This is a genomic window from Protofrankia sp. CiT1, assembly GCF_917627335.1.
GTDB lineage: Bacteria > Actinomycetota > Actinomycetes > Frankiales > Frankiaceae > Protofrankia.
In genome coordinates this window covers 1-2,567 of the sequence record NZ_CAKJTP010000009.1, presented here as the reverse complement: position 1 = coordinate 2,567, position 2,567 = coordinate 1, and the positions used below count along the sequence as shown (strand labels likewise).

3 protein-coding genes are annotated in these 2,567 nt (G+C 71.8%); all 3 read right to left on the bottom strand.

What is annotated here, in order from left to right; genetic code table 11:
- The coding region (locus MJ785_RS02995) for a TIGR03619 family F420-dependent LLM class oxidoreductase (RefSeq protein ID WP_239314007.1) at positions 1-862 on the bottom strand (862 nt) is incomplete at its 3' end.
- Positions 822-1,292 (bottom strand): Zn-ribbon domain-containing OB-fold protein, encoded by a 471-nt coding sequence (locus MJ785_RS02990; RefSeq protein ID WP_370652855.1) that lies wholly within the window; start codon positions 1,290-1,292, stop codon positions 822-824. The genes MJ785_RS02995 and MJ785_RS02990, both read right to left, overlap by 41 nt.
- Positions 1,293-1,300: 8 nt before the next feature.
- Complete coding sequence (locus MJ785_RS02985) at positions 1,301-2,491, bottom strand: lipid-transfer protein (protein ID WP_239380007.1); 1,191 nt, start codon at positions 2,489-2,491, stop codon at positions 1,301-1,303.
- Positions 2,492-2,567: the final 76 nt, after the last annotated feature.

The window sequence follows — 2,567 nt, the reverse complement described above, 5'->3', positions numbered from 1 at the left end:
AGATCCCAAAGTCGTCCACGGCCTGGGCGAGGGACTGCCGCATGGCGTCCGGGCCGTCCCCGCACCACAGCTGGTCCGCCCACACGACCAGATCGGTGATCCCCTCGGCGTCATAGCGGCGCACCAGTTCCGGATCCCGGCCCGCCAACCGGAAGTAGCAGGGAATCATCGCGCGCCCCTGCTCCTCGCACAGTGCCGCGAGCTGGTCGCGCAGCCGTACCGCGTCGGAGAAGGACGGCGTGCCGGAGCTGAACCAGGCGTCCCCGACCCGGGCCGCGCGGCGCAGCGCCCGGTCGGTGTTGCCCCCGAGGACGAGAGGAACGGTGACGGGCTCCGCGGTCACCTGGACCTTGTCGATCGTGAAGTGGGTGCCCCGATGCTCGAAGGGTCCCCCACCCCACGCGGAGCGCAGGACCGCCAGGCTCTCCTCCAGGCGGGATCCGCGTTCGCCGAACGGCACGCCGAGGGCGGCGAACTCCTCGCGCAGCCAACCGGCTCCGACCCCGAGCATGAACCTGCCGGCGGCGATCTCCTGCGTGGTGCAGGCGGCACGGGCGGTCAGAAGCGGATGACGCAACGGCAGGATGTAGATGCCGGTCGCGAGCTTCACCCTCGTCGTGAGCGCGGCGGCGGCGCTCAGCGCCGACCACGGGTCCAGCAGCCGCGTGGCCGGGCCGACGATCGGCCCGAGATGGTGCTGGTGCGCCGCCTGACCGTGGGTCGGATGCTCGCTGGAGTAGTCGTACGGCAGGACGAGGTGCTCGCCCAGCCAGAGTGCGTCGAAGCCGGTCTCATCGGCCGCGACGGCGAGGTCCAGCAGGTCACGCGCGCCCATGTTGTACACCGACAGGCCGATCCGCATCCTCAGCTCCTTGTTCCGGCTTCCACTGCGGCACGACAACGCCCTCGTCGGTGCCGTCGTCAAGCGTTTCGAACCAGACCCGCATGGGCTGCCCCGGGGTGAGTGCCGGCCGGCCGGGCAGGTAGCCGACCAGCCGGGCCGCCGGGACGTCATCGAGCTGTACGAGGACCACGCAGTAGGGCACCGGATAGGCGGGGTGCACCTGGTGCTCGACCACGGTCCAGGAGTACAAGGTCGCGGTACCGGCGACCGGCTGCCAGCGGCCGTCCCAGCCGCCACAGTGCCGGCAGTAGGCCCGCGGCAGGTGCAGCACGGCGTCGCAACCATCGCACCGGCGGATGACCAGTTCATGCCGGCGGGCGGCCTCGAAGAAGCCGCCGGTGTCGTGGTCGTCACCGACGGGGGCCAGGCGGGCGGCCCGAGGCGTCACGCCGTCCATCAGGCGGCCGTCAGGACGAGGGCGCTGCCGGGAGGCAGCGGTGTCGAGGTGACCAGGCACACCTCGGCGCCGGGCACCTGGGAGGTGGAGTCGCCGCGGATCTGGCGTACCCCCTCGAGAATGTGGTTCATGCCGTGGATGTAGCCCTCCGAGAGATGGCCACCGCCGGTATTGACCGGAATGCGGCCGTCCAGGTCGATGCCGCCCGCGGCGACGAACGGGCCCGCTTCTCCCTTCTCGCAGAACCCCCAGTCCTCCAGCTGGAGCAGCACGGTGATCGTGAAACAGTCGTAGATCTGGGCGACGTCGATGTCCTCGGGGCCGAGGCCCGCCCGGCGGTACAGCGTCCGGGCGACCGACCGGGCGGGCAGTTCGGTGAGCGACTCCCGCATCAGGGCCGGGAACTGGATGCCGGGCTGGGAGCCGGGGATAGTGCCCTGGGCGACGGCACGGATGAGGACGGGCGGCCGCCGGCAGTCGCGCGCCCGTGCGGCGCTGGTCACGACGACAGCGCAGGCCCCGTCGGTCTCCAGGCAGAAGTCGAACAGCCGCAGCGGATCGGAGATCATCCGGGCCGACAGGTAGTCGTCCATGGTGAGGGTGCGTGCGTGCAGCTGCGCCGCGGGGTTAGCGTTCGCCCGCGCCCGGCAGGCGAGCGCGATATGGCCGAGGTCCTCCGCCCGGGTACCGTACTCGATCATGTGGCGCCGGGCCAGGAGAGCGAAGATCTGACCGGGGGTGAGAAGCCCGTAGGGCGCGAAGAACTCGTCGTAGCCGCCCGCGCCGCCCACCCTGGCGCCGCCGGCGGCGGACAGGCCGAAGCGGCGCCCGGAGCGGCCGTTGATCTCGCGGAAGACCAGGACCGCGGTCGCCTGGCCGGACAGGATGGCGCCGACTGCCTGGCCCACCATGGCGCAGGGGGCCACCCCGCCCGGCCCGACCTGGGACCAGTACGTGAGGTTGTCGATGCCGAGGGAGTCGGCGAGGTCGCTGTGCAGCACGGTGTCCATGTCGCAGCGGACGATGCCGTCGATGTCAGCGGGTGAGAGCCCGGCGTCGTCGAGGGCGGCGAGCGCGGCCTGGGTCGCCAGGGTGAGATCACTGCGCCCGGAGTCGCGTGAGTAGTCGGTGGCGCCGATGCCCGCGATCGCGCAGCGGTCGCGGTGCCCGAACGTGTCCTGGTCGCCCATGGCAGGCCGCCCGTCCCTCCAAGGGTGGCACGGGGAAGCCGCCCGGCCCACCGGCGAACGATGGAGTAACGATGAG

Bases quoted from the DNA above. Each gene is read 5' to 3' on its own strand.
- MJ785_RS02985 (WP_239380007.1), bottom strand. From the start codon at position 2,491: ATGGGCGACCAGGACACGTTCGGGCACCGCGACCGCTGCGCGATCGCG.